The following is a 2253-nucleotide window of genomic DNA, read 5'->3' on the forward strand; positions in this document are numbered from 1 at the left end:
GCACAGCCTCGCCACCTTCAGCGGCGCCGTGCTCAAGGACGGCGCCGCCGCGTGCCTCCACCCCTCCGGGGAGCGCGACCTGCCCGCCCGGCTCGCCCGGCACGACCTCGTCACCGGGCAGGTGCGCCTCGGGACCACCGTGGACGACGCCCGCAACCCGTACGTCTACCGCGGCACGGGGCTGGCCCTCGGGCCCGAGCTGCTCGGCACCTCGCTCGTGGCCGTCGGCCCCGCCGGATCCGGCAAGACCGGGACCGTCGTCCGTCCGCTCGCCGAGTCGCTCTGCCTGCACGCCCTCGCCGGGCGCGCCGCCGTCGTCGTCGTGGGGGCGGCCGGCGCGGGGCTCGGACCGGCCGACGCCTATGACGTGGTCGTACGGATCGGGAACCAGGAGTCCGAGTACGACCTCGACCTGTACGGCGGCACCACCGATCCGGACGAGGCCGCAGCCGTGCTCGCCGAGGCGCTCGTCGGGGATCTCGCCGACCCGCACCCTGGCAGCGACAGCCGCCGTTCCACCACCGTCCTCGCCCAGCTGCTCGGGCCCTTTTGGGCCGTGCACGGGCGTTTCCCCTCCGTACCGGAGCTGCGGCAGCTGCTGGACGGCGCGCCGGGGCCATTCGCCGCGCTGCGGCAGGGGCTCCAGGAGGCCGGGCAGGAGTCGCTGCTGCGGGAGCTCGACGCCCGGGAGCGGCAGATGGGGCAGCCCGGGGACGTCGGCGGGGTGCTGGGCGATCGCGTAGCGCTGCTCGACCGGCCGGCCTTCGCCGGATTCTTCGACACCTCCGGGCAGTCCCGGCCCTTCACGCTCAAAGCCCTCGACCACCCGGTGCGGGTGCGCATCGACCTGCCCCAGCGCGGGCACGCCGACGCTTCCAAGATGCTGGCCCGGCTCGTGCTCGCGCAGTTCGCGGCGAGTGTCGCCGTACGCGAGGACCGGTCGCTGTTCGCCTGCCTGTTGCTGGACGACGCGACCGGGGTGGTGACGCCCGAGGCCGTGCGCGGCATCCAGCGGCTGCGGTCCGGCAACGCCGGGGTCGTGCTCACCCTGCGGACCCTGGACGACGTGGCCCGGCCGCTGCGCGGGCCGCTGCTCGGGGCGACCGGCTGCCGGATGGCGCTGTCGGGGCTCACCCCGTGGGACGGGCAGGACTTCGCCGAGGTGTGGGGCAAGGAGTGGACCGAGGCCCGTGACGTCACCGACCGGCAGATCATCGCGGAGACCCCGGCCGGCAAGGCCGTCCACATGTTGCGCCGGGTGATCACCGGCAAGGCCCCGACCGCGCGGGCGGTGACCGTGCGGCAGGTCGAGCGGGAGCGCTGGTCCGCCTCCGAGCTGGCGCACGCCGTGCCGGCGGGGCACGCGGTGCTGTCGCTGACCGACGTCAAGGGCGAGCACGCGCCCCCGCTGCTGGTGGATCTGCGGGGCTGACCCCTTCCCACCTGCGCGGGTACGCGGGCACCGTACGGTGAGGCAGAATCGTCACAGGTCGTTCATACGTGGCGGCCAAAAGACCACAGAGATCTCACAGCCCTGACGCAGAAGGCCTCATGCCCCCGACGCTCGCCTCGCTCGTCCACCACTCCGCGCTGAAGCTGACCGTGCGGGCGGGCGAAGACCGCCTCGACGTGCCGGTCCGCTGGGCGCACGTCAGCGAGCTCGCCGACCCCGTGCCCTACATGGAGGGCGGGGAACTGCTGCTGATCACCGCGCTCAAGCTGGACGCCGAGGACCCGGAGGCCATGCGCCGCTACGTCCGGCGGCTGGCCGGGGCCGGAGTGGTCGGGCTCGGCTTCGCCGTGGGCGTCAACTACGAAGAGACGCCCAAAGCGCTCGTCGACGCGGCCGAAGAGGAGGGCCTGCCGCTGCTGGAGGTGCCGCGCCGCACGCCGTTCCTCGCCATCAGCAAGGCCGTGTCCGCCGCGATCGCCGCCGACCAGTACCGGGCCGTCACCGCCGGGTTCGCCGCCCAGCGCGAGCTGACCCGGCAGGCCCAGACCGGTGGCCCGGAGGGGCTGCTGGCCGCGCTGGCCTCGCAGGTCGAAGGATGGGCGGCACTGTACGACGCCTCGGGCGCGGTCGTCGCCTCGGCGCCGGAGTGGGCGGGGCGGCGCGCCGCGCGGCTCACCGGTGACGTGCAGAAGCTGCGGGACCGCCCCGCGCCCGCCTCCTCCGTGGCCGGCGGACCGGAGAACGAGGACCGGGTCGAGCTGCACACCATCGGCACCGGCCGGCCCCCCCGGGCGGCCCTC

The 2253-nt window shown here is 75.0% G+C and carries 2 protein-coding genes; both read left to right on the forward strand.

From position 1 onward, the window contains the following. The coding region (locus tag ABZ281_RS46580; protein WP_356664581.1) for an ATP-binding protein at positions 1 to 1432 on the forward strand (1432 nt) is incomplete at its 5' end. 119 nt (positions 1433 to 1551) lie between these two features. Further along, positions 1552 to 2253, forward strand: a 702-nt coding sequence (locus ABZ281_RS46585; RefSeq protein WP_356664583.1) for a PucR family transcriptional regulator ligand-binding domain-containing protein, incomplete at its 3' end; no start/stop codon positions are given.

It is taken from the genome of Streptomyces sp. NPDC006265 (assembly GCF_040613555.1).
GTDB lineage: Bacteria > Actinomycetota > Actinomycetes > Streptomycetales > Streptomycetaceae > Streptomyces.